15 protein-coding genes and 1 pseudogene are annotated in these 24,369 nt (G+C 64.1%); all 16 read right to left on the reverse strand.

The window, feature by feature from the left end:
* Positions 1 to 319: 319 nt before the first annotated feature.
* A complete protein-coding gene (locus ACUP6Y_RS15385) occupies positions 320 to 1,615 on the reverse strand; it encodes a Wadjet anti-phage system protein JetD domain-containing protein (RefSeq protein ID WP_462551628.1) in 1,296 nt (431 codons plus the stop codon).
* Positions 1,612 to 5,010 carry an ATP-binding protein gene (locus ACUP6Y_RS15390; protein WP_462551629.1) on the reverse strand — a complete coding sequence of 1,133 codons (3,399 nt, stop codon included), beginning with the start codon at positions 5,008 to 5,010 and terminating at the stop codon, positions 1,612 to 1,614. Before ACUP6Y_RS15390 ends, ACUP6Y_RS15385 begins: the two co-directional genes overlap by 4 nt.
* Entirely contained in the window at positions 5,003 to 5,581 is a 579-nt protein-coding gene (locus ACUP6Y_RS15395) for a DUF4194 domain-containing protein (RefSeq protein WP_462551630.1), read from the reverse strand. Before ACUP6Y_RS15395 ends, ACUP6Y_RS15390 begins: the two co-directional genes overlap by 8 nt.
* Positions 5,578 to 7,020 carry a DUF3375 domain-containing protein gene (locus ACUP6Y_RS15400; protein ID WP_462551632.1) on the reverse strand — a complete coding sequence of 481 codons (1,443 nt, stop codon included), beginning with the start codon at positions 7,018 to 7,020 and terminating at the stop codon, positions 5,578 to 5,580. The genes ACUP6Y_RS15395 and ACUP6Y_RS15400 overlap by 4 nt, the downstream gene beginning before the upstream one ends.
* 74 nt (positions 7,021 to 7,094) lie before the next feature.
* Entirely contained in the window at positions 7,095 to 7,652 is a 558-nt protein-coding gene (locus ACUP6Y_RS15405) for a PIN domain-containing protein (protein WP_462551633.1), read from the reverse strand.
* 1 nt (position 7,653) lies between these two features.
* Positions 7,654 to 8,109, reverse strand: a complete 456-nt coding sequence (locus ACUP6Y_RS15410) for a helix-turn-helix domain-containing protein (protein ID WP_460870765.1) — start codon at positions 8,107 to 8,109, stop codon at positions 7,654 to 7,656.
* Positions 8,110 to 8,184: 75 nt separating this feature from the next.
* Complete coding sequence (locus ACUP6Y_RS15415) at positions 8,185 to 9,108, reverse strand: tyrosine-type recombinase/integrase (protein WP_462551634.1); 924 nt, start codon at positions 9,106 to 9,108, stop codon at positions 8,185 to 8,187.
* A gap of 793 nt (positions 9,109 to 9,901) precedes the next feature.
* Positions 9,902 to 11,080 (reverse strand): hypothetical protein, encoded by a 1,179-nt coding sequence (locus ACUP6Y_RS15420; RefSeq protein WP_462551635.1) that lies wholly within the window; start codon positions 11,078 to 11,080, stop codon positions 9,902 to 9,904.
* Positions 11,077 to 14,007: a type I restriction endonuclease subunit R gene (locus ACUP6Y_RS15425; protein ID WP_462551636.1), complete on the reverse strand. Its 2,931-nt coding sequence runs from the start codon at positions 14,005 to 14,007 to the stop codon at positions 11,077 to 11,079. Before ACUP6Y_RS15425 ends, ACUP6Y_RS15420 begins: the two co-directional genes overlap by 4 nt.
* Before the next feature lie 4 nt (positions 14,008 to 14,011).
* Positions 14,012 to 15,082 carry an ImmA/IrrE family metallo-endopeptidase gene (locus ACUP6Y_RS15430; protein WP_462551638.1) on the reverse strand — a complete coding sequence of 357 codons (1,071 nt, stop codon included), beginning with the start codon at positions 15,080 to 15,082 and terminating at the stop codon, positions 14,012 to 14,014.
* Between the two features lie 28 nt (positions 15,083 to 15,110).
* The gene (locus ACUP6Y_RS15435) at positions 15,111 to 15,407 is read right to left on the reverse strand and encodes a type II toxin-antitoxin system RelE/ParE family toxin (protein ID WP_462551639.1); all 297 of its coding nucleotides are present in this window, start codon (positions 15,405 to 15,407) and stop codon (positions 15,111 to 15,113) included.
* A 61-nt stretch (positions 15,408 to 15,468) separates the two neighbouring features.
* Positions 15,469 to 16,809: a restriction endonuclease subunit S gene (locus ACUP6Y_RS15440; RefSeq protein ID WP_462551640.1), complete on the reverse strand. Its 1,341-nt coding sequence runs from the start codon at positions 16,807 to 16,809 to the stop codon at positions 15,469 to 15,471.
* Positions 16,810 to 16,895: 86 nt separating this feature from the next.
* Positions 16,896 to 18,764, reverse strand: a complete 1,869-nt coding sequence (locus ACUP6Y_RS15445) for a DUF262 domain-containing protein (RefSeq protein ID WP_462551641.1) — start codon at positions 18,762 to 18,764, stop codon at positions 16,896 to 16,898.
* Positions 18,761 to 20,728 (reverse strand): type I restriction-modification system subunit M, encoded by a 1,968-nt coding sequence (locus ACUP6Y_RS15450; RefSeq protein WP_462551642.1) that lies wholly within the window; start codon positions 20,726 to 20,728, stop codon positions 18,761 to 18,763. The genes ACUP6Y_RS15445 and ACUP6Y_RS15450 overlap by 4 nt, the downstream gene beginning before the upstream one ends.
* Before the next feature lie 74 nt (positions 20,729 to 20,802).
* A complete protein-coding gene (gene mobF, locus ACUP6Y_RS15455) occupies positions 20,803 to 23,850 on the reverse strand; it encodes a MobF family relaxase (RefSeq protein ID WP_462551643.1) in 3,048 nt (1,015 codons plus the stop codon).
* Positions 23,793 to 24,194, reverse strand: a pseudogene (locus ACUP6Y_RS15460) (relaxase domain-containing protein); the annotation flags it as partial. The pseudogene ACUP6Y_RS15460 and the gene mobF, both read right to left, overlap by 58 nt.
* Positions 24,195 to 24,369: the final 175 nt, after the last annotated feature.

Raw genomic sequence — 24,369 nt, forward strand, 5'->3', positions numbered from 1 at the left:
ACCTGCGAACTCGTCGAGGACGACCGACTGTTTGTACGGAGTTGAGCCTGAGCCCCGCTTGCACGGACGTCGATGGACTCGATCCGTAGGACGGCCGGATTTCAGGCCCAACCACGGATGTCCACACGCATCCATGCTTGGGCCACGGAGTCCTCCGGCGGCGGCTCTTGCGGACAAGTTGCTGACAAGCGGCAACCCAGAATGCCAGAGGCGGTTCCCGGATCTCTCCGGAAACCGCCTCTGACCTGGTGTTTCTCTTTGTAGCGGGGGCAGGATTTGAACCTGCGACCTCTGGGCGCCATCGGGGGCGTCGCAACTACTACTGTCCTGGGTCGGAAGCTACCGATTCGCTCGGTGTGGTGAGGGATGCGCCCTCGCTTCCAGTCTCAGAATACCCGCTTGGCACCGAGTGGTACGGGCCCAATGTGGACCGTAAGTGGTACCGGCTCGAATCCGTCGAGGTCGCGAGGTGTTGGCTTGCCCACTGCCAGTCGACTCGTTCCTGTTCGAGACGGACTTTGTCGCCGTGGACGTCGGACACGAGCTCCGCGAAGAGATCGAGTTCGGTCTGGCGCAGTCTCGTCAACCTCGAGGTCGCCGGTCGGTCCTCGGTCGTCCATCGGTCACGGTGAGCCAGGAGCGTCTGGCGGTCCATCAAGATCGATCGAGTCTTCGGTAGCCAGGCTCGCAACCTGTCCAGGATGGCGAACCCATGGGTGTCGATGTCTCCCCAGTAGACGACCTCGACGTCCACCAGCCAGGGCAGGCGTCCAACCCGGTCTACTTCGAAACCCTTGCCCCAGATGACGATGCCGTCGGCGGGGACATCGGTGCTCAGATAGGTGATCTCGTTCTCGATGACGAGGGCAATGCGCGGTTTGACCTGCAGTTGGGCGAGCTCCGTCGCGCGCAGGGCCAACTCGGTGACCGGCGCAGGCAGTCCGAGGCTCGGTGCTGGACGGAGGCGCACGAGTTCGGGTTTCGCTCGCAGACCTAGGCCCGTCAGGAAGCCGGACGCGGTGCTTGGAACGCCGAGCATCGCGGCGAGAGCACCCCGGTGCCTCTCAGCGAACTTGGTGTCGACGCCTGGGGCGCTGATCTCACGCAGGTATCTGCCGGAGCCGCGGTGCGCGTCGAGCCATTCGTAGGCGGACACGAGTCGTGACATGTCGGAGTGCAGGTCAAGGGCACGGAGCGGGTGCGCGATCGCCCAGTCCCGAACGGCCGGATTCCGCTCCGTGATGGCGCGGATGTCGTCGAACCGTCGTACGGCGTCCGCGGCGCCTAGGAGGGCCCAGGCTTGCTCGTGAGTCGAAACTACGGCTCGCACAGGGATTTCGTTCCGCCCGATGGTCCGTCCACCGATGGCTTGCCAGTCCAAGTCGTATCTGCGGCCGTCGCGGCTTCCGGCGGCGAGGTCAGCGATCCACTGACGTACCGCGGCCAGGTCGTCCCCGATCTCAGAAGGCTTGGGGCCACGTAATGGCACCTCGATCGCGTCGAACTGCTCTCCCAGCGCGTGTGATCGCAGCAGGCTGCCGTCATCCCACCGACGCCTGAGCTTCGCGGCGATGTCCTGCGCTGTCGACCAAGTCCCGCTTCGCCGGCCAGTCACGGTCGACCACCGTCTCGGCGCTCTCGGTACTCCTCGATGGTCATCGTCTGCAGTTGCGAGAAGATCCCGGTCGGGTTGGCGACGAATCCGATCGCCTTCACGTACGGCTCGATCACATGGATCTTCTGCAATGGCGTGACCACGAGGACCTGAAGGCCGAGCTTCGCGAACAAGTCCAGGGCGTATCGCGCGGAGTCCTCCGAGCCGCGTCCGAAGGCCTCGTCAATCACCGCGAACCGGAAATCCTTCGACCTTGCCGCGCCCCACTCCAGGCCGAACTGGTAGGCGAGTGAGGCGGCCAGGATGGTGTAGGCGAGCTTCTCCTTCTGCCCGCCGGACTTGCCGTCCGAGTCGCTGTAATGCTCCCACTCATCGTGAGTTTCCATGTCTCGCTCAGATGCGGAGAACACGAACCAGTTGCGGACGTCGGTAACCCGGCGAGTCCATGTCTTGTCTGCGTCCGCGTACCCGTCGCGGCCGCGGAAGCGTTCGATGATCCGCTTGACGTCGAGGAAGCGCTGCTCGGAGTACTGGTCGCCATCGTCCGACAGGCTGTCATCGGTCAGGTTGCGCAGGTCGGCCTTGAACTGGGCGATCTCCTGGCTCGTCGTTGGTTCCTTCTCGAGCTTGATGTAGCGGCCGCGGTTGTACGGCACGGCACCGAGCGCCTCGTTGATGCGGTCGACCCGCTCGTCGATGGCGGCTGCCTGGCGGTTAAGCCAGTTGTTGAAGCCAGCGAGCTCCTGGATCGCGTTCTTGTTGAGTTGTTCCTTGAACTCGCTCTCGAATCGCGGCAGGTCGTCAGTCGCGACCCGGTCACGGAAGGCGACGAAGTCTCCCCGCGAGTCGACGGCGGCGTCCATGTCGGCGCGCAACTCAGGCCAACGGCGCAGCACGTCGTTCATGTACTGGACCAGGCTTTGGCCGTAGCCGCCGAGTTCTCTGCCTAGGTGTTCTACCCGTTTGAACAGGTCGTCGGACAGCGCGGACTCGGCTGCGGCGCACTCCTCGGCGCGCGTCGGGACCGCTTGTGCGAGCCGTTGGCGCAGCGCGGGGTAGGAGGCGCGGAGTCGTGCGAGCTCGTCCGTGTCCTGCGCACTCACGAGGTCGTCGTCTCGTTGTTTCGCTCTCTTCGCCTGCTCCGATGCCCTCGCCGAGGTGGCGAGATCGCCCGCGAGGTCCTCGATTCGTTTCGCGACGCCCGCGGCGTGACTGGTGTTGAGTTCGAGCGCCTTGGTGATCTCAGCCAGGCGGGAGGAGCCACGTTCGATGCGCCGTCGCTCATCGTCGTGGGCCTCCGCTCGCTGGAGGGCCGCGTCGGCATCGAGTTGCTCCCAGGACCGATAGCTCTCCAACCGCGCCAGCGCTTCTGCCCGCGCCTGGATGCCGTCGCGCGTCTCGGCGAGTGTGGCGTGCTCCGATGCGGCGCTTGCCCGCTGAGCCTCGAGTTCGTCGAATTCGGCGGTCAGCGCGGCGATCTTGCGCTCGTTGGCCCACCCGAGGACCCAGCGACGCGGGTCGTCCACGCGATGGCGATCGTCCTTGTCGTGGCGTTCCCCCGAGCGCACCTGACCTTCGCGGGTGACGGCCTTTCGCGCGGCACGGAACTCGGACAGATCCGCTGCGCATCGGTGGTCAGCACGCTTGGCAAGTTCATTGGTCAGGTAGTCGCTGAACGGCCCGCCCTTGACCTCGACACAGTCCGCAAGGAGCAAGGCACCTGTAGACGACGGCTGGAGCGCCAGGCGCCGGTCCGGGACTCGTTCATAGGTCAGTCGGGCTCCGACCATGCGGTCGCCCCGGCCCCGGACACTCAAGCGGCGCTGATTGACCCACCCGGCGACGGCGTCGTACTGGCCTTGCGGCACAAGAAGTGACAGCGCGAACCCGCGGAGGACTCTCTCGGCCGCACCGCGCCATTCCGCGTGCTGCTCGTATACGTCGAGCAACTCACCGGCGTAGGGCACATCCTCCGGATTGAGCCCGAGGTCGTTGCACAACTGGTCGCGAATCTGGATCTGCTCAGCGGGGAGATTGCTCGTCCGCTGAGTCAGGCTCGCGAGCTCGTCGCCGACCAGGTCCCGACGCCGCTCGAACTCCTTCTCGCGTGCGATCGCTGCCGCTATCGAGGCATCCAAGCTGCGCTTCTCATCGGTCAGTCGTGGTCGCTCATCGGCGACAAGGGAAGCCAGGGCCGCGAACTCAGCGGCGCTGTCGATGACGTGGAAGCCGGCGTCTGCGACCGTCGCGTTGAAGCGCAGCCGATCCAGCTGACGTTGCTCAGCTTGGGATCGTGCGTCACGCGCCAGTCGTTCCAGCTCCCCGACCCGATCGCCGCCAGCCTTTGCGCGTTCCTCGATCAGCGATTCGCGCTCATCGGTCAGACGCTGCTGCTGCTGCCTGGCCGCGTCCTGATCGGCCCAGAGACGTTTCCCCTCGACCTCGAGGTCAGCGATCTCTTGTGCAAGGAGTCCGGAGCGCAGCTCCGCGGTGAACAAGCGGACTGCTGCTCGCTCGCGTTCAGCGGTGACTCGGTCCATGAGGGTGGCGTCGTACTTCTGCGCCGTGGTGACGACGGGATCGAGCGCGCCGAGCTGTTCACGAGCACGTTTGACGGCGTCGTGAGCCTTGGTGAGGTCTTCGAAGTGGTTGATGATCTCGCGGACTCGGTCTGTCGAGTCGCTCGGTTCGAGCATGTGGTCGCGGACGAAGTCGTTGAGGTTGCCGACGGACTTCATGGACACGGTCTGGTGAAAGAGCTCCAACGCCTGCTCGGAGCGAACGCCGAGGAGTCGCTTCAGCGAGGTGGAGTACTTGGGAAAGTCATCGAAAATCTCGGCTCCAGCGCCACGGAGGCGCTTGCGAAGGTCGCGCAGGTCAGCGCCGAAGTCAGCGAAGTCGGTTGCGATCGACAGTGCCTTCGGAGCAGTGACGAAGAAACGGTATGGCTGGCCGGTGGTGTCGCGTTGCTGGAAGACCTGGGCGAGGGCGACTGTCTCGTCGTAGCCGTCGTTGGCGAACACCCCGAGAATGACTGAGTAGCTGCGTCCGGCCGTTCGCAGCCCGATGGCGCGGGCTCGGCCAGTCGACTCATTGCGCTCGGACTTGTAGTGCCCCTCGACGTACGAGCGAAGCGTTCGCTCACGGGCATCTGCGCCGGCGGCCTTGTTGTACGCGATGCGGTGTGCCGGCATGAGCAAAGTCGTGATGGCGTCAACAAGGGTTGACTTCCCCGAGCCAATGTCGCCGGTCAGCAAGGAGGTCTCGCCGCCCGCCGTGAAGCGCCATACGTGTCCGTCGAACGTGCCCCAGTTGAAGACTTCGAGATGCTGGAGCCGATAGCCCGCACGGCCCGGGGATGTCAGCTCGACCTGGGAGAACAGGCCGTCAGCCATCGTTGGTCACCGTACCCGCGTATTCGCGTAGCTTGCCTGCAAGATCGGACAACGTCTGGGCATCGACGTAAGCCTTCAGGATTCGCCGGACCTCCCAGTGGTCGCTGTGGCCACGCAGTAGCCGCAAAAATCCGAGTTCGGCTGCCTTCTTGATCGTGGCCTCGGCGTTGTCGACGATCCGGGCATCGTTGGTGGACTCGGACTGGAAGAGCCGGAGCATTTCGACGAGCTGTTCGGTGGTCAGCACCAGCCGTCCCTCCGCACCTGCCGTCTCGAACTCGATGAGTCGTTTGCGGAGGAGCACGAGCAGGAGGCTGACGGGGTAGGTCAGGGTGCGTCGTCGAACAAGACGCGGCAGCGGGTCCTCCCCCTCGACGTCGGGTCTGGTCCGGAGGTAGGCGTATCCCTCGTCGTCGTCAACGACGACATCGACACCGATGGTCGCGAAGTGATCTCGAACGCCGGCGCCTGCTCGTTCGAGGGTGCGCCAGGTGTCCTCATCTATCTCGCGGTAGATCACGCCTTGCATCAACCGGATGATCGCACTGGCGACGGCACGCTCGTCGCTCATCGTCGGGTCACCGTGACCTTCGGAAGACGCGCCCGCTTGATGCGGTCGTTGTTGGCGGGGTCGGCGTAGTCGAGGATGGTCTCGTCTGCCGGGTCCATCTCAACCAGCACCTCCTCATCGCTGAGTGCCAGGTAGCTCACGATCTCCGCCGCGCCGTGCTCAACGGGATACATCGAGACGATGTCGGACAGCAGGGCCGTCGCCTGCTCTGGCAGCAGGGTTCGAATGTTCTCCAGCAGCCGGGCCTGATCGATGTACGTCTGCGCGAACAGGACCTCCGAGTCGATCTCTGCCGCTGTCGGAGGGATCATGCTCTCGACCTCAGCTGCGACAGGTGGCGTGTAGAGGGGCCGCTCGAACGGCAGCGATATCGCCATGCCTGGCTCGTCGACATCCAGTCCGCATGCTGGCGGCGTGTCTCTGAGAGCCAGCGCCGCGCTCTCGACCTCTCGCACCAGGTCGAGAACGCGGCGATTCTCCAACCAGACCTGGTCGTCGAGGAAGCGGCGGAGCTGTTCTGAGATCTGCCGGACGGTGCGCTGCGCCCGTTCAGCAGCTTCCGACCACTCGTGATGAATTCCCCTCACTCGTCGGTCTGCTTCCACCGTCTCGAGCTCGGCAACTCGATCGAGCAGCTCCGTCAATTCTTGCTGGCGCGACGCGGAGAGCAGAAAATCGTAGAAGGCCTGGAAGCTGTGGCCCTGGTCTGAGCTCGTGATCTCTGATCGGCTCCCAACCAGGTCGGCCAGCAGCTCACCCTTGGCGCCGTCCCATGTGGCGATCCGCTCCCGCGCGGCGCGGTCGAGTCTGCGGAAGTTCTCCTCCACCTCGCGGAAGTCAGACAACAGTTCACGCGCGGTCGTGGAGAACTGCTGGAACCGGTCGCGCACACCTGCGGGAGCAAGGAGAGACAACTGGCCGGCCTCAACCGAGGCGATCTCCGCATCGAGTTCGTCTCGCCGGCGTCGAAGTTCCGCAAGTCGGCGGTCGGGATCGGTGTCCGTGCCGTGGACGATCTGCCGAAGCAACTCCACGGCGGTGTGGAGCCGGGACTCGGTTGCCACGAAGGGCCGTGACCGTAGCGACTCAACCCAGCCGTAGGCCTTCTCGAACGCTGGAGTGATCTCGTAATGGACCTCATCGTCCCCTGCCGGGTAGAAGCGGCGCAGATAGCCCGATCCGGGCGCAGCCCAGTCCTCCAGATAGACGCGCGGCGGCTTGGGATATCTCGGCTCTCCACCCTCGGACCCGACGAAGGTGTTCAGGGCGTAGAGATGCTCGTCGAGTGCCGCCGCGAGCTCACTTGCTGCGCAGGCGCCGCGATTCCCTTGGACGAAGAAGTCACCGAGGAACGACAGGACGAGGCTGGCGTTACCCGCGCGCAGCAATCGCCAAGCGGCGTGCTTGTCGCGAAGCGCTTCGATCGCGTCGTACTCCACGAACCAAGACTAGGGAGGAGGGCCGACACATCAACGAGGATGCTCCAATTGGTTCGCGGTGCTTTCGACCTTCCTCAGCCCTCTGACCGCAGCGCAGCGGTGGATTCGACGAGGCCGTCCCGTTCCAGCATCGCCAGCACATCGGCGAACGTCGCAGGCGGCTGCTCGCGGGAGTCGGCCATCCGCTGGACGGCCGCGTAGACCGTCTCTCGGCTCAGGTCGATCTGGTCGAGGATGAAGTCGTCGGGCGACTTGGCCTCCATGTCCCACGGCGCGAGCGCGGCCGCTGGGAAGTCCTTGAGGTTGTTGGTGACGATGACCTGGGCGCGGGCCTTGATCGCGGCGGCGAGCACGTGCCGGTCGTCGGGGTCGGGCAGGGCGAGCGCGTCGATCAGCGGTTCGTAGCCGGTGACCAGGCAGTCGCGGACGGCCTTGTTCATCAGCTCCCGGGTGCGAGCCAGCTTCTGCGGGTCGAGATCGGGCCGGTTCGCGGTGAGGTTGCGGAAGACCTCGTCGAGGATCTGGTCGGTCCACTTCGCTTGGACGAGTCCGGCTTGGGCGATGCGGATCAGCAGGTCTCGGAGCGTGCTCGGGTAGAGCACGTTGGCGTCGTACAGGACGACGAAGGCCACCTCAGAGCAGGCCCATCTCTTGGTTGAGCCGGGTGAGCTCGTCGGCGGCCTCCCGGCGCTCCTGATCGTCGCGGGCCATGTAGGCCATCAGGGATTGGGCCTTGATCCGGCGGTGCTTGCCGACCTTGCGGTACTCGATCTCGCCGGCGTCGAGCAGCCCGATCAGGAAGGGCCGGCTGACGTTGAGGAGCTCTGCCGCCTGCTGGGTGGTGAGCTCGGCGTGGGCGGGCACGACCGAGACCCCTTGACCGGCGGCCATGTGGGCGAGCACCCGGGCGAGAAGCTCCACGGCACCGCGCGGGACGATGAGGGTCTCCTCGGGGTCGTCGGCGACGACGAGCCGGATGACGCTGTCGTTGTGGGTGGCGAGGTAGTCCTTGACGTGCGGCAGCGCCTCGACGGCAGCACTGATGTCGGACTCGTCGGGCTGGACGGGGGCGAGTGCCAACGCAGTCATGGTGTCTCCTCTCTCGGGACATCCATTATTCGCAATATTCGAAGCAAACGCAACAGTTGGAATGACTATCGGTGGTCAGATGTTCCCGAGGTCGAGGCGCAGCGCTTCGGCGGCGGCGCGGTCGGCGGCGGTGGCGCGGGTGTAGCGCACCAACATGTCGGTGCGGGACCAGCCGGCCATGGCCATCAGCCCGGACTCGGAGCCACCGGCGGCGAGCCAGCGGTGGGCCGCGGTGTGGCGGAGCCGGTGCAGGTGGAAGCCGTCGATGCCGGCGTGCTGGGCGCGGCGGCGCAGGGCCTGGTTGAGGCCGTCGTACCCGAAGGTGGAGCCGCGCTCCCCCAGCCACAGCCGCGGGCCGTCGGCGGCGGGGTGCTGGGCGCGTTCGGGGAGGTAGCCGCGGATCGCGGTGATCGCGCTAGTCCCGACGGGGATGGTGCGCAGGTGCCCGCCCTTGCCGCGGCGGACGGTGATCCGGTGGATGTCGAGGTCGAGGTCGGCGAGGAGGAGGGCGACGACCTCGCCGGCGCGGATGCCGGTCTCGAGCATGAGCCGGATCAGGGCCTCGTCGCGGCGGTGGTGCAGCTTCTCGTCGGGCCGGTGGACCGGGTGGGTGCAGGTGGCGATGAGGGCGCGCAGCTCGTCGTCGGAGAGCGGGAGCACGATGTGGCGCCGCTGGGCGGGTCCCTTGACGCCGAGGAAGGGGTGGCCGGGCACCTGACCGGTGGCGAGCAGCCAGTCAGCGAAGCGCTTGACCGACTGCTTGCGGGCGAGCACGGTGCCGGGCGCGCTGCCGGTCTCGAGGAGGTGGGCCATCCAGGTCTGCAGGGAGGTCCGGAGCATCCGGGCCGCGTCGGCTGCGGTGCACCAGTCGAGGTAGCGGCGCGTGCCACCGAGGTACGCCTCGATGGTGCCGGGCGTCTTGTCCTCGGCTCGGAGCGCGAGCTCCCACTCGGGCAGCAGGTCCAGCAGGACGGCGGGGGTCGGGTCGATGGGTTCCATACCCGACGGAACCAGACGACGACGCCAGCGACGGCCTCGCGACCGCCGCGGTTGGGCCGGCATCGGGCTGGGTCCAGATTTCGCGACAGTAAGTGGTACCTGGATCAAATCTCAAATGCTTTCAGGCTCGGAATCCGTAGATTCCGAGCCTGAAACTTTGTAGCGGGGGCAGGATTTGAACCTGCGACCTCTGGGACGATCCTGTCCGATTTCCGCTACTTCGGAATGTCTGCGGTCAGCTTCAGTTGACTCGATCTACACGGAGATCGGCTGATCCCCGATGACGTCACTGTACCTGTTGTTGCCGGTCCTCTCGGGGTCACTCGGGTCGTACGTGATGGGTTTTCGATGGGTCGTCGTTGCCTGGCTGCTCGTATCGCGAGACGTCGCCGGAAGAATTTTCGGCGCTGGTTGTCACCGGTTGTCTTCTGTTGTCTCGCACCGTCTTCGACCAGTTCGGACTCTCTGACGACCGTCCAGAATCGGCAGTTGACAGCGGCACCAAGTCGGCGCACCGTTGAGGTGTGGACACTCACGCTGTCGTCGCTCCGCTGCGGCCGGGCGGTGCCGGTGAGTCACCGGCACCGGTCTCCGCGGTCTCCGCACCGCGTTCGCGCAGATCGGCATGGTGGTCCCGATTCGGGACGACCAAGTAGCTCGACGCAGGGACCATTTGCCAGGTCAGCCCGGTGGTGCCGATTCAGCACCACCGCTCTGGCCCGCGGACTCGTACTGCGCCACAAGACCTACAGGCCGCTGACGGGCTCCAACAGGGTGGACGCTGGCGAGGAGGCTACTCCGCTTCAACATCTGAGGGCTCTCGACGCTTCTGAACCCGCTCGATCAATTTCTCCAGGATCGACGGGTCGGGATCGCCCGCGTCATCGTCGAGCTTTCCGTGAAGGTAGATCCGCTCTGCCATGCCCTCGACGATGGCGTTCTTGAAGTCCTCGTCTGCGTTTGCGATGAACGGATGGACCGTCGATAGACGCAAGTCAGCACGCTTGGCACGTCGAGACTCCGCGTGGTTCACGGACCCCCTGTGGAAACACAGCGTTGCGAGGCCGACTGCGGCGATTGAGATACCGATGCGGGCCAACCACAAGGACTGCGTGGTGGCCTCAGCGCCGTCAACTTGGAAAAAGTGAATGAGGAGCAGCACGAGGGGCGCACCACCGACGAGAACACCGAGAAGGTCCCACACCCAGCCGGCGACTGACTTGTTGAGAGCCGCCTGCCGGTAGTCTTTCGCGACGGCTCGGTTTGCGAGTGATTCGAGGACCTGACGCCCTTCTTGATCCATACGGTCCAACGCGGCCGCGTTCTCGGCTGCCGCCGACTGGTGCAACTCGATCTGAGCGATCGTGGACGACACCCGATCGAGATGGGCCTGGGCGGCTTCGTCGAGTTTGCTCCCCAGCGCTGTTTTGCTGTCTGTCGCGAACTCTGCCAAGGCTGCCGTGATTGCCGCGCTCTGCTCGGCGACTGTTGCCTTGAGGTCTGCGACAGCGGCAATGGCGTCGTCACGCCCTTCGCTCAGGCTGGCAAGCGCTGCCTTCGTTGACTTCTCATAGGCAGCGGCGGCCTGTCCCGCAGCGATAGCCGCACCCTTTGCGGGCAGCGGCGGCCACGCACCCATCTGGTCAAGCACGCTGTCGACTTGGTCGGCAGCGGTGCGGAGGAAGGTCTGGTTGGCTTCGGGATCAGCGACGTACTGCGCGAGGTTGGCTTGCACGTTCGCGGCAAGGGGGTTCTGTACGTTCGCAAGCATTGTCGGCGTGTAGGCACGGACATCCTCGTTGCCGCGATGTGCGTCCAACAGCTCGACAAGCCACTGAACCCGTGACAAGGAGTCGGCGCCGTCGCCGCCAATAGACGTCGGCAGTTCGTCGATTTGCCCGCGGACCTGCTCTAAGACCGACCAGAGCCCGTGGGCTTGGAACCTGGTCTCCCAGATCGATGGGCCGCTCATGCTGACTCGTCATAGGTCGTCCGGAACACCGCGTCGGAGAGCCATCTCTTGAAGCCGTCGTTGTCGCTGAACTGCTTGAACAGTTCGGTGTCGTCGGCGACGAGCGAGAGCATCACTCTGGCGAGGGCACGGTCGTGCTCGACGCGAGCGTTGGCGGGGTCGTTGTTCTTCTTGGCGTTCTGGTAGGCCTCATCCTCGGCCACCTTGCGTGGGATCTCCTCAGTGATCAGGCGCTGCACTCGATCGGCGTCTGTCCATGGGATGTTGCCGAAGAGGTCGTTGAACGCCTGAAGAATCGAGGACAACCGCTCCAACTCGGGCTCGTTGATGTGCCCGCCACCGGCCGCTGGCACTGGTTCGACAACGCCGTCCTCGTCGTGGAGCGCAATCTTCATGGCTGCCCCCTTCTCGACGCGGTACGACTCCATGTCGATGGTCTCCAAGATTCCGGCCGCGAGGTCGTCCTCCTTCGGCGCAGGCAACTTCGGTACGAGGTTGTCGAGGAAGATCGACAGCTTCTCCCAACCGGCCACCCCGAATGGCATGACGGCAGAGAGGAAGTTGTAGGTCCGGAGGAATGCCTTGGCCAGTCCTTTGAAGGCAACCTGGTCGTCTTCGTCCGGCATCTCGATGTACTCGGCGACAGAATGGTCGAGGATTGGATCGAGTCGCTCGCGCTCTGCACCTGCGAGGAACAGTCCGACGAACCTGTCGACGCTCTCTTGGGTGTAAATCCCGAAGCCGTCGAGGTCGGCGACGATGTCGTGCAGTTTGTTCGCATCTGTTTCCTGGCTGAGGACGGTCGTGCGGTAGTAAGGCTCGAAGGCACGCTCGATGTCCTCGGCATCGTTGGCGAAGTCGAGAACGAAGGCGTCGTGCTTGGCCGGGTGCGCGCGGTTAAGCCGCGACAGAGTCTGCACAGCCTTCACGCCCGACAACGTCTTGTCGACATACATCGTGTGCAGGAGGGGCTCGTCGTAGCCGGTCTGGAACTTGTCGGCAACGACGAGCAGACGGTACGGGTCCTCCTGGATGCGGCTGGCGATGTCCTTGGACGGGAAGCCGTTGAGACTGGCTTCGGTGACCTTGTTGCCTTTGTACTCGTGCTCGCCGGAGAACGCCACGATCGCTTGGTAAGGGCTCTTGCGTTCGGCGAGGTAGGCGCTGACCGCGTGGAAGTACTCAATGCAGCGGGCAATGCTGGCGGTGACCACCATCCCCCGGGCATGGCCGCCGATCTTCTGCCGGGACAGAACCTGGCTGTGGAAGTGGTCGACCATGATCTCGGACTTGAGCTTGATGGCGTGCTCGTTGCCTTCGACGAACGCGCGAAGCTTCTTTGAGGCTCGCTTGGCGTCGAACTCCGGGTCGTCCTCGACGGTCTTCATCAGCTTGTAGTAGCTCTGGACCGGGGTGAAGTTGGCCAGCACGTCGATGATGAAGCCCTCCTGCGTGGCCTGTTTCATCGTGTAGCTGTGGAACGGGCGGTACGACGTTCCTTCCGCTCCCGCGTATGGCTCTCCGAACATCTGGAGGGTCTTGTTCTTGGGGGTGGCGGTGAATGCGAAGTAGCTGGCATTCGTCAGCATCTTCTTCGCCTCGATGAGCCGGTTGATCTGGTCCTCGACCGTGTCGTCCTCCCCATCGGCTTCGCCCTCGCCGAGCGCTTGAGCCACCGCAGCGGCGGTCTTACCACCCTGGCTGGAGTGAGCCTCGTCGATGATGATGGCGAACTTGTTACCTCGGTGGTCAGCGCCGATGTCGTCGAGGATGTAGGGGAACTTCTGGACCGTGGTGATGATGATCTTCCGGCCGGCCTCGATTGCCCGGCGTAGGTCACCTGACCGCTCGGCGTGCACGACGGTGGAGCCGACCTGCATGAATGATTTGATCGTGGACTTGAGTTGCCCGTCGAGGATGACCCGGTCGGTCACGACGATGATCGAGTCGAAGGCATTGCCGTGGTCGTGCTTGGTCTCGGTCAGTTGGTGTGCGAGCCAAGCGATCGAGTTAGACTTGCCCGAGCCAGCGGAGTGCTGGATGAGGTAACGCCGTCCGGCGCCGTTCGCCTCAACATCGTCGATGAGCTTCCGAACGACGTCGAGCTGGTGATAGCGCGGGAAGATCTGGGCAGATGACTTCTTGTTCGAGCGCGGGTTCTTGGTGACAACGATCTGGGCGTAGTTCTCGACGATGTTGGCCAGACTGCGGGGTGTCAGGATGTCGCGCCACAGGTAGTCGGTCTTGAGGCCGTCCGGATTGGGCGGGTTGCCGGCGCCGTCATTCCAGCCTTGGTCGAAGGGCAGGAACCACGACTGCTTGCCCTTGAGGTGGGTGCAGAAGCGCACTTGCTGATCGTCGAGTGCGAAGTGGGCGATGCAGCGGCCGAACTGGAAGATCAGTTCGCGAGGGTCCCGGTCGCGTTTGTACTGCTCGACCGCGTCGTCGAAGGTCTGTTTGGTGATGTTGTTCTTCAGCTCGAATGTGAAGACCGGGAGGCCGTTGATTGATGCGACCAGATCGAGGGAGAGGCCCTTGTCGGTCGGGCTGTAGTGGACCTGCCGGGAAATGGTGAACAGGTTCTCGTCGAACAGTCCGACGGCTCTCGCGTTACCGGCAGACGGGGTCGGGTAGAAGAGGTCGACGTGATGTTGATTGTGGCCCACCCCCTTGCGCAGCACCTCGACAACGCCGCGCTTGGTCACCTCCCCCTGGACACGAGACAGGAATGCATGCCGTGTGGGCGACTCGGCGTGCAAGGAGAGGGCATCGACCAGTTCTGGCTGGGTCGCTTCGATGAACGACACCAGTTGGGGCAGATTTAGTGCATACGCCGGCTCGTAGTCCGAAGTCGCCCTCTCTTGCCAGCCCCCCTCGACCATCTGCTTGACGATCAGGGTCTCCAGGCTCTCCTCATTGAGTCGCATGGGATCAGTCCTCCACCCTGGGCACCCACTCGAACTTGCGCTTGAGCTGGTGTCCCCACTTGTAATCCTTGGTGAGCCGCTGCGCCTGGCCGAGAACGATGCTGGGTGCGACGCCCAACTCATCAGCGAGGCTCTGGACGGCAGCCATGTCCCGCTTTAGGGGTAACCGACTCCGGTAGGACTCGGGCACCAGGGTGGTCGAGGCGAAATCGTTAGCCTCCTCCTCGGCCGCATCGTTGTCGCTGGTCAGGAACACCGAGGTGTCGCCGTGTAGGAAGACATGGCCGAGCTCGTGGAAGAGCGTGAACCAGAGCTGGTCGTCGGACTTCCCGCGCAAGGACAACTGGATCAGGGGGCGTCCGTCGACCCAGCGCGTAGCGCCATGGACTCCCAGCCCGGGAATCGGTGGGAACATCGCGAAGACGACGCCCACGCTCTCCAGTATCTGACGCGCTTCCTCAATGGCTTGTAGCTGATCATGTGCCGCCGTGAGGGCGCGAAGCCGTGGGATCTGATCTTCGAGGGCATCCCTGTCGAATGGGCCGAGGTCAGCCAGACGCGCTTCGTGAAGCTCTCCGAGGGCAAGCCACGTTGCCAACTCCGGTGATCGTTCAACGGTGATCGGAACCTTGCGGTAGGCGACCTTGCCATGCACCCACGTCGCGTCAAATGCATCGAGAGATGCGATCCGAAGAACGATCAGGAGGTCACGTACCGTGCCCGCCTTGTCCCTCGGCCCGGCGGTGATGTGCCCCCACTTGCGCAGGTATCCGAGCGGGAACTTCTTGGCTGCTTCGTATTGCTCTGCGAGGTCGTCGTCAGCAGCTCGTGCGGCAAGCTGGCTGCGGTAATTGGTCTCGTAGAGGTTCCAGATTCGGGCTGGGATTCCCGTCACGGTCTCCAGCGCGAGAGCCATCGGGTGCGACAGCGGGGCCTTGCCATTGAGGAGCTCGCTGACGTGCTTGGGTGTGACATCGAGCCGCCGAGCAAGCTCGGCGGCGTTGATGCCTTCATCCTCCATCCACTCGGCGATGTGGTCGCCAGTGGTGACGACGTAGTTGAGTGCTGCGGTCATGGTCTGCTCCTCTCCTGCTGACAGCCCGCTAGTGGTAGTCCACGATCTCGATGACGACGACGGCGATCTCGTCATCCTCCTCGTCCGGCTCGACGATCAGTCGCCAGTTGCCAGTCAGTCTGGCCGACCACTGACCCGCCCTGTCGGCTTTCAACTCCTCCCAGTGGCCGGTCATCTGGAGGAGATCGGCCATCTTCTCCGCGGCGCGCAGGTCATCGAGACGAAGTTGGAGCTTCTTGGCCCGCTCGGCACCCAGCGACTTTTGCATCCGACGTGCGTCGGTGCAGGTCCTCTCTAGGTCGCGGGACGCATAGCTCAACTCCACAGCTTGATGTTACCTAGATCGTAACACTGAAAGGCGACAGAACCTCTTCTGGTGAGTTCCGTCACGTTTCACTGTCGGTGAGTGCGTCATCCAAATCAGCGAGGTGGGAGGCGTCCGCGAGGCCCGAAACGCCCGACGCCGCATCCAGGTCGATTCCTGGGAGGTTGTCGGCGATCCCTCGCACATCGACCTGCCCGGTCACTACGTCAGCGACCAGACGTGTTCGGAACTCCCCAAGAACTGCGACCTCTTGCTCAGCGCGCCGAATGGCAGAGTCAATCGCCTCTGTCTCCACCTTGATGGCTGTCACGATGGCTCGCTGCTCGGCGAGCGGCGGCAGTAGAACCTCCAAGTTCTTCACCTCGTCCAAGCCCAGCCCTTGCTTCGTTCCGCCGTATTCGCTGCCCTTGAACTGGAACTGGCAGGGCTGACTCTTCATCGCATGTCCTAGGAACTGCGAATCGACCTCGACGTGCCTTGGCCGAACCAAGGCAACATGCTGGTTCACATATGCTTCATCCCGCCAGTCATCGGGAATCACTGCGACGTTGCCGGTCAATGCTCCCGTGATACATACGAGGACGTCTCTTGGCTGAACGCGCGTCCGAACTCCCTCGGTCGCGGAAGCAGGGAGCGCGAGCCGTTGCACCTGGGCAAGTTTGAGATCAAGTTTGCGACCCAAGTTGCCGCTCTGGAGGAACATCGGTCCCGCATCGGCGTAGTACTCCGCCCATCCTCTCGAGCCTGACGTGATGAACGACGTAAGGGTTCGGCATCGTCGCCACTCCCACCCGCTCGGGACGGACTCCAGCCATGGCGCAGGTGACGGCCGGCGATTCTGTACGTCGCGTCCCAGAACCAGCGAGTCGACCACAGCCGTGCGTGACTGCCCGAGCAGTGCGATGAGGCGTCGCTTGGCAGCGATGGCCTTGTCGATGCGGGCGTTGGCGTGGGCGAGGTACTTGACGATCGCGGCCTGCTCATCGGCCGGCGGCACGGGGAGAAGTTGGGTAGCGAAGGTCTCGAACCGAAAGTCCGTCGATCGCTCCCGGATACCTCTGGCGAGGGCCTGGATCCAGGACGTGCGTGCCATCTCACGCACCACAGCCGCATAGTAGTGCACGTTCGCCGATCCTCGCGGCAAGCAGACGCTGTAGACGGGCGTGCTTTTACCGTCGCTGTCAGACACGCCAACCGCGCCCGCGAAGGCATCCATCGCATGGATCACCAAGTCCCCCTTGCGAACGCCCTGATAGCCGAACTCCTTGAGAGATTCCGTGAACCCCGTCGTCCGACGGCGGCTGCGAAGAGTCACCACCCCGTCTCGAAAACATGTGATGACACCATCATCAGAGCGCGGCTTGCGCTCCAGTCGCGTGAAGAGTGCCTTGCCTCGCTCCACTCCCCAATGCGCAGGTAACCTCGGCGCCCAAGGTACGAGAGTCGCCGTGTCGGTGTACGCCCCGTAGGGCTGCGATCCAGAAAACATCAGTCGGCATCTTTGGCAACGGTGAGCAGGCTATCGGGGTTCCAGACCTGCTTGGCGATGGCGCGGTAGAGGTCGCCACGCTTGACGACGTCGGCGGCCTTGAACTCCTCATGCGATTCGAACGGCAGTCCGCTGGTCTTGGCGAAGTGCAGGAAGCCGGGGTTCTTCTCGTACGCCTGCGGGTCGAGGCTGGCTGCGAGCAGGTTCTGGCCGAAGTAGCGCGGACGCTTCTGGGCGTAGGCATCGTCCTGGTAGCTCGCGTTGAACTGCTTGGGCAAAAGCAGGAGATCGCCGATGCGGTTGCGATGGCGCGCGAAGTCGGCCTCATGGCTGAATTCCAGCCCGTCTCCGACGTGCCTCTCGGGTCGATTGGCCCAGATGTGTTCAACCTCGTACTTGACCTTGGCGCCGTTCGTCAGCTCCACATAGTTGGAGGCTTGTCCAGAGCCCACAGTGATGAAGTCTGTGATGCGGGCCAGGAAGCGATGAACCTGTCCACGGTTCTGCTGATGCACCGCGAAGTCGTCCCGTTTGTCGAATGTCTCTGCCTCGGCCAGAAGGGACTGGCGGAGCGTCGTGGCCAGATCATCGACGCCGAGGCCGCGGATGTCGCGCATGACGTTGAACATGGCGTACTGCATGGTCGAATAGGCGGTGGATCGGAAGTTCCAGATGCGCCAAGCAAGCAGGATGTCGACGTAACGACCGACGATCTCGAGCTTGTGGTCGATCACTCCCGCCGTATCGTCTCGGCGTAGCGGCGCGAGCAGTAGCTGATGTTGGAGGGTGAATCCGAGGTCGTGGTTGAAGCGAATGAACCGGAGTGGGCTGGTCGGATCCAGCGCTAACCTGGTGACCTGCAGGATCCTTTCGAACTGGGTCGAGTAGAACATGAAGTCCCGGTCGACAAAGTCGAAGTAGTCGGCTTTCGTCGCGAGTCCGACTGACTCGTGGGCACCGCGGAGCCAGCGGTGAAACTCCGTACCGATACGGTCCCAATCCTCTGGTTTAGCTCCCTTGGAGCGCTGGCGAATCTTGGCGGAGTATTGGCTACGCAGCCAGGTCTTGAGGAAGTCGGAGCCCGCCTCGTCATCCCATTCCTCCAGCGTGCGGATCCGTTTGCGCCACAGATCGTTGGCTTTGGTCCGGGGCTTCCCGTCCTCCATATTGGCGAGAAGGTAGCCCTTGAGCATGTCGGCAGGAGTGAGTTTGAGGCCGCGGTCGTTCATCGTCTCGAAGATCGCGTAGGCGTCGTCATCGTTGTAGGCGGTGATTTGGACCAGTTGTACCCGGTCTTTCAGCCAGTCGATGAAGAACGGGAGCGCAGCTCCCTTCAACTCATCGGGAAAGAGACCGTCGAGTTCGCCGTAGCGGCTGACGAGAGTGTGCACAGACTCGGGCGCGTCGGTAGGTGCGTCGTACTCGCCGTGCTCGAAGAGCGCGTCCATGCAGTCGTTGCGGTCGGCGACGTCAAGGTTGAACGACTTCTCGCCGAACTTCTCCGAATAGATGAGTTCATCGATGTTCACAAGGTCGTCGCGCCCGTGCTGGAGCCGGCGAAGGTAGGTCAGAAAGAGTGTGAGGCTGGTGAGGCGCTGTTGACCGTCGACGATGAACGGCTGGCTGCCCTTCTGCGAGACGATGATCGAGCCGAGGTAGTAGCCGGGGTACTTTGCCACCTGTTTGCGGGCGTGGTTCAGGTCGTAGATGTCGAGGAACTTCGCCGTGAGGTCGGCGACGAGCTCGGCAATCTGCTTCGACTCCCACTTGTACTCGCGCTGGTAGTAGTCGATGGAGTACTTTTTCTTCTCCAGGACCTCGGCGATGGTCTTGGCGACTCCGTCGACGCTCCGGTCGGTCTCGCTCATTCGGCGCCTCCAGCGATCTCAGCGATGAGGTTGTCGGTCTCGGCTTCGAGCGCCCGAATGTCAGCCTGGATCTCTGCGAGCGTCCGCATGGGGGCAGGTTTGTAGAAGTGCCGGGTGAAGGAGATCTCGTAGCCGATCTTGGTCTTGCTTTCGTCGATCCATGCGTCCGGTGCATAGGGATGCACTTCACGCCGGACAAAGGCCTCGATGCCATCGCGGTACTCACTGGCGGGTTCGTTGAGGGGCACCTGTTCGTTGTCGCGCAGGTCAGAGTCCGGCTCGTACATGACCACGCGGGTCTTGCCGTCGATCGTCGCTTCGAACCGGCCGCGCAGCGGGTCGGCGACTGCACTGGGCGGCAGGATCTTCTTGATGATCGGTGGAGCATCCTCTGAACGCTCCCCGGTCGCCTTCAGAGCCTTGATCTCGGCTGCCTTGTATGCGCGCCCACCGTCCGCTCCGACGATGCGCAGGGGTCGTTCCACGACGATCTTCGAGTGGCCGAAGTCTCGGTTATCGAAGACCTTGGAGTGATCCGGGTCATCGGCGTCGTCGAATGCCTCGACAGTCTTCAGTACCTTCTCGATGTCGCCCGCCGAGAGTTCGACGCCCTTCTCGCCGAGATTCTTGCGAAGCGGGGTGAACCAGTCGGTGGCATTGATGAGTTGCACTTTGCCCTTGCGGCGCTCCTCCTTGCGGTTGGTGAGCACCCAGATGTAAGTGGCGATGCCGGTGTTGTAGAACATCTTGAGTGGTAGCGCGACGATGGCTTCGAGCCAGTCGTTCTCAATGACCCATCGGCGAATGTTACTTTCGCCGCCACCGGCGTCGCCGGTGAAGAGTGACGACCCGTTGTGGATCTCCGCGATGCGGCTGCCCAACTCGGTGTTGTGCTTCATCTTCGCGATGAGGTTCGCCATGAACATCATCTGGCCGTCGTCGACCCTGGTGACCAGCGAGTAGTCCGAGTCGCCTGCGTGTTCGATCACGAAGCGTGGGTCACGGATGCCCTTCTTGCCGCCCATGCGCTCTTGGTCCGTCTTCCAACTCTTGCCGTAGGGCGGGTTGGAGAGCATGAAGTCGAACTCACGGCTCGCGAAGGCGTCGTTGGCCAGGGTTGACCACTCAGGACCGCCGACGACGTTGTCGGCCGCCTCTCCTTCGCCCTTGAGGATCAGATCCGCCTTCGCAATCGCGTAGGTCTCGGCATTGATCTCTTGGCCGAACAGGTGGGTCTTGACCTGCTTGCCGCGCGCGGCAGTGAGCTCCTGCAGCGTCTCCTCAGCGACGGTCAACATGCCGCCGGTGCCCATCGCGCCGTCGTAGAGCAGGTAGCTGCCGGAGGGGATCTTGTCGGCGATCGGATCGAACATCAACCGGGTCATCAGCTTGACCGCGTCGCGAGGGGTCCAGTGCTCGCCAGCCTCCTCGTTGTTGTCTTCGTTGAAGCGGCGGACGAGCTCCTCGAAGACGGTTCCCATGCCGTGGTTGTCGAGGCCGGTCGGCGATAAATCGAGGTTCGGGTCGAGGAACTTCGAGAGCAGTGTGCCGATGGCGTCGGCTTTGGAGAGCTTGGGTACCTGGTTGCGCAGTTCGAAGTTGTCGATGATCTCCTGCACGTTCGGTGAGAAGCCGTCGAGGTAGGCCTCGAAGTCGAGCTTGAGCCGCGCAGCGTTCGTGATCGAACTGAGTGACTTCATCGTGAAGGACGACGTGTTGTAGAAGTCTTGCCCCGCCGCCTGACGCAGGGCTGCATCTTGGTTGACGATGCCGGCCTTGTCGAGCGTCGCCTTGGTCTGGACGACTGCGTCCTTGGTTGGTTCGAGCACGGAGTCGAGGCGCCGCAGAACCGTGAACGGGAGGATGACGTCGCGGTACTTACCGCGGACGTACAGGTCGCGCAGGACATCGTCAGCGATCCCCCAGATGAAGCTGACAATCCGACTGTGCTTGGCGTTGTCCACGTCGAGAACCATATGCCGACCCGCCGACGAAATATGCCGCGAGTATCGGTCGGCTGTCGTCACCCCAACATTTGTCAGATCCCCAGTCCGTGGTGGCCTTGTTCGATTACATGGGATCCGGGAGTCACCGATGCATCTGATGCACTGCGAAGGGCCGCTTCGGCGCGGGCACGGTCAAGTCGCTGGGCGTCAGTCGCAGGGTCACCTCCGAGCGGCATCGGTCCGGTGATGCCGTATCGGTCGCGATACGCAGCGACGGTGGCCACGGCGCCGACCCAGCGCGCTCGATCAGTTGTTGGTGGATCACCGAACCGCTTGGTCCAAGGGTCTCGACGCTGAGTCGCGGCTCCAGCGAGGAGGCGAGCGCGCTTCTCGATCAGGACCCGACGTTCGTCGAGCGCGTCGCGCATGTCAGCGTCCATCGGACCGACCGCCTCGGGGATGAGGCCAACAATCATCCTCCGGCGTCCATACCGGCCAGCTACTCGCTGGCTCGTGGCGAGTTGAACCCGGTGGCGCAGGACTGCAGCGACGTCGTCCGCGTCGCCAAGATTGTGACGGCTCACGACGGCTGGGAGAAGGCGACCAACGTCGTGACCGTTGGCCTCCGCCCGGCGCAGCTCGGCCGCGAGCGGCCCGAAGGCGTCGGAGGTGAGCACCTCGTCGACTTGATCGGACGAGAGCGCGCAGGCGCGGAGCAGGTTGGCCCACCGGTCGCGCTGCGCGGCCACGGCGATCGTTTCGTATTCAGCGGCGAGCTGGGCGATGGATCCCCAGGACTCCTGCTCGGCCTCGATCGTCTGCGTCGCCGAGAGTTCGGCACCAACGTGGGCAAGCACGCCGCTCAGCACCTCACGCGCCGTCGGGCGGCTCTGATTATCAGGTGCGCCATGGTTGTCGTCGGTGTCACAGGTGGCAACGTAGGCGTGGTTGTGGTCGCGGCCGCGGGTCATCGCGACGTACAGGTTCTCCCGCGTCGTCGACTCGGAGACGACTACGTGCGAGGTGTCGACGGTGATGCCCTGGGCACGGTGGGCGGTGACGGCGTAGCCGAGGTCGACGTGCTCGGCGACGTATGCCGCCGGGAGGACGACGGCTCCGCTGCGACGGCAGTCTTGGCGGCGTACGACGAGCGAGCCGTCGTCTCGCACGTCCTCGACCGTCCAGCGGTCGCCGTTGCGGACCCAGCCATTGCGGAGAGTGCGGAGGCGGCGGTCGTTTTGGCGAGTGATGATCCAGTCGCCCGCAGATGCCTGGGGGCCGTCGATCAGGGTGACGGATCGCCGGCAGGCGATGTCGCGCTCGGCTTGGGCGCGGACGTTGAGGTCGCGAACTGTCGCGGCGTTGTCGGCGACCAGGATGCTTGCTCGCCCGTGGCCGATGTCTTGCTTCCAGGCGGCGTACGCGGTCTCGGTCATGGACTCGCCCGCGCCGTCGTCGACTCGTCCGTGGTCGATGTAGGTGTCGATGATCTCTCCGCGCCCATGACGCAGGTCGAGGCTGGCGAGCTTCTCCCACTCGTTCGTGAAACGGTGGATGTCGACGAGCTCCGGAGCGTCGTCCCTGGCCTCGACGAGCATCCCGAATGCGCCGCCCGCTTCGACCGACTGGAGTTGCGCCCAGTCTCCGACCAGCAGCACCTTTGCACCAACACGCGCGGCGTGGTCGGTGATCCGGTCCAAGGTGAGGGTGCCGGCGAGGGTGGCTTCGTCGATGATGACGAGCTGACCGCGGGCGAAACGGACGTGACCCTGTTGGTGCTCGTAGAGCCACTTCGCGGTGTTCTCGGTGCCGATCCCGAGGTCCTCGGCGAGGACAGCGGCAGCTGCGGCACTTGGAGCGAGCCCGACCACGCTGTTTCGCCCGTGCTGTTGAGTCCATGCATGCTTGAGTGCGCGCAGCGCGGTGGTCTTGCCCGCTCCAGCCGGGCCGACGAGCAGGTCGAGCTGCCGCCCGGAGACGGCGACCTTCCCGATGGCCTCGGCCTGCTCGGGGCTGAGTCGATGGCCCTTGACCGGTTGTTCCGTGATCGTGTCGATGACCTCGATGTCCAGGGTCGGCGCGGTGATCGCGTCCGCCCGCTTCAGGAGTCGGTCCTCGGCGGCAAGGAGGTGTTCAGCGGAGAAGACGGTCGAGTGCTTCGGTCGGAACTGGCTGCTGCCGTCGGTGCGCGTGAATGCGGCAGGCGTCGTCGCCAGGTCGGGCGGAGTGAGTCGCAGAGATCCATGTTCGGCGGCGTCGACGATCAGCCCGGTGATGGCTTCCCGGTCGCGAGCCGAGGCGAATCGCCAGCCAAGAGTCTGGCGGGAGGTCTCGGCGTACAGGTTGGCGCGTCTCCAGGTCGATCGCTTCTCGCCCACTGCGAACACGACGGATCGCCCGATGTCTTCGATGAGGTCGAGCGGCACGTCGTCTGCACGCAGCAGCCGATGCGGGGCGTTGCTCAACGCGTCCTGCGCCCAGCGGGTCGCGTCTTCTCCAAGGAGGTCCGTCGCACGACGGCGCCATGTGGTGGTGAGGTCGGATAGGGAGTGAACGTGCTTCGGCGGCCGGGTGGTCAGGTTGGCCGTCTGGCGCAGCTTGTTGATCGTCGCTGCCTTCGGCTGGTGTCCATGCTTGACGACGTATTCCTCGATTGCGGAGGCCGTCGCGGCGTCGATGGCTCGCGACCGTTGCGAGAACGCCGTGACGAGGTTGTGCGGTACGCCGGTGATCTCCCAGGCAGGGTTGCGGTCCCGGCCACGTGCTCGACGTTCCCAGTCGACGCCGAGTGATTGGGTGAGATGGTCACTGAAGATTGCTTCGTGCAGCTCAGAGACAGCGACGGTCCAGTGGTGCAGCGGGGTACCGTCGAGTGTGCGCCACTTGCCGTCGCGCACTGTCCGGACCTTGTTGGCGATGACGAGGTGGGTGTGCAGGTGCGGGTCGTTGGCGCGGGAGTCGTAGTGGTCGAACGCGGTCGCGACGACGCCGGTGGTGTCGAGCTGCACGACCGATCCGCGCGATCCTCTGGCGCCCGCGTCGCGACGATCTCGCGCTCGACGAAGTCGAGTGCTTCGGCGACGGCCCGGTGGTGTGCGCCGGCGATGATCGCCTGCGTCCCGGCATCGGCGACCGCCCACAGGATGCTGGCCGACTTCGGGATCGAGAACGTCATGTCGAACCCGGCCACCGCGTGCCTGCGTTTGCCCGTCTCGAGTTTCGCGTACCTGCGGAAGTGAGAGCCGAGTTGCTCGCCCGTGACCGGGTGCTGGCCGTGCCCGATGAGTCGCCGGAGATGCTCCTCGCCGACCTCGTCGCCGACCTTGAGGTCGCTGTCGAGGCTGGCGACCCCGGAACCGAGCCAGTAGCCGGGCGGGGTGCCCTCCTCAGCGTAGTAGCGCGTCAGCGGGTCGCGCAGGGACCTGTCCCCATCACCCACCGCGACCGTGCGCAGCAGGTAGTCGACCCCTTGGCCGGCGTGCATCGACTTGATCGTGACGGTCACCTCGATCACCTCCTTGTAGGAGGTAGGTGTCCCGTCAGCGCCGCTTGTCCGGGCGCCCAGCCCTCAGTTGCAAGAAGCGTGGGAGGAAATCAGAGGCAGGGACAAGCGGGACGGGCGGAGGGCCCAAGGAATCGGGAAGAAGACCATGAATACG

The organism is Nocardioides sp. S5-5 (assembly GCF_054954065.1).